This window comes from Microbacterium sp. Bi128, from assembly GCF_918698205.1.
Genome location: NZ_CAKKMM010001687.1, coordinates 1 through 1,011 on the forward strand (window position 1 = coordinate 1; position 1,011 = coordinate 1,011).

Here is a 1,011-nt window from a genome sequence, read left to right on the forward strand (position 1 = left end):
TCCTTGAGTGGCCTCAGCCCAGTTTTCAGGTAGGTCAGGAAGACGACCAGATCACCCGGGGTCATCACGTGCTGCATCACCCTCCATCCGCCGGCGGCCAGGACCACCGCCGTCGCGATTCCCGTCAGGACGTCGGTCTTCCGTTGCAGGCTGGCGGCCAGCCGCAGCGTGACCACGCCGGAGCCAAGTGCCGACTGGTTGCTCTTGCTGAAGCCCGAGCTGAGGGTGTCTTCGAGTCCGTACGCCTGGACTTCGCGCATTGCGCCCAACGTCTGGGCGGCGGTGGTGGCCAGGGCGCTTTCACCCTTGCGTGACTTGCGGGCCGCCGTAGTAATCGATCCCGAGTTCTTGCGGGACACCAACACGAATATCCCGATGGACACGAACGTCACCAGTGCGATCAAAGGATCGAGCCAGAGCATGATGATCATCATTGCTACCAGCGACACGAAATTGCCGATGAGGGGGAGCCCCGCCGTGACGGCCACATCCTGCAGCCGGGACACGTCTCCGACGAGCCGCTGGACAGTGTCGCCGGTGGAGGCGCGGCTGTGGTGGCGCATCGACAGGCCCTGGAGGTGGCGAAAGGTTCGGGCGCGCAATTCGGAGGAAATCCGGGTACCCACCAGGGCAAACGAAATCGCGGACACGTAGCCGGCCACGGCCCGGATCAGGCAGATGACAACCACCGCACCGGCGCAGAGGAGCAACACCTCCGCGCTCGCCTCCACGCTGAGCGGGGACCTGCGCAGAGTGGCGCCGAGTGAGTGTGAGACGGAGTCGAGGACGATTTTCACCGGCCACGGCTCAAGAAGCCGGAAGAGGATTTCCACGGCCATGGCAATGAATCCCCAAGTGATGAGCAGCCTGTGCCCGCGCAAATGCGGGCGGACGCACCGTAAGGTCCGCCGCAGCGGTGAGAGTTCAGCCGGTGGGCTGGTGCGGGTCCGTCGCCACAAGGTCCGCCAGCTGCGGGGGTGCGAATGCCTGGCAGTGGTGGTCATTGCCGGG

The 1,011-nt window shown here is 65.1% G+C and carries 1 protein-coding gene; it reads right to left on the minus strand.

The genetic code is table 11. The features are described 5' to 3' along the window. The coding region (locus LQV45_RS35525; RefSeq protein ID WP_230012757.1) for an ABC transporter ATP-binding protein at nucleotides 1-839 on the minus strand (839 nt) is incomplete at its 3' end. Between the last annotated feature and the right edge of the window lie 172 nt (nucleotides 840-1,011).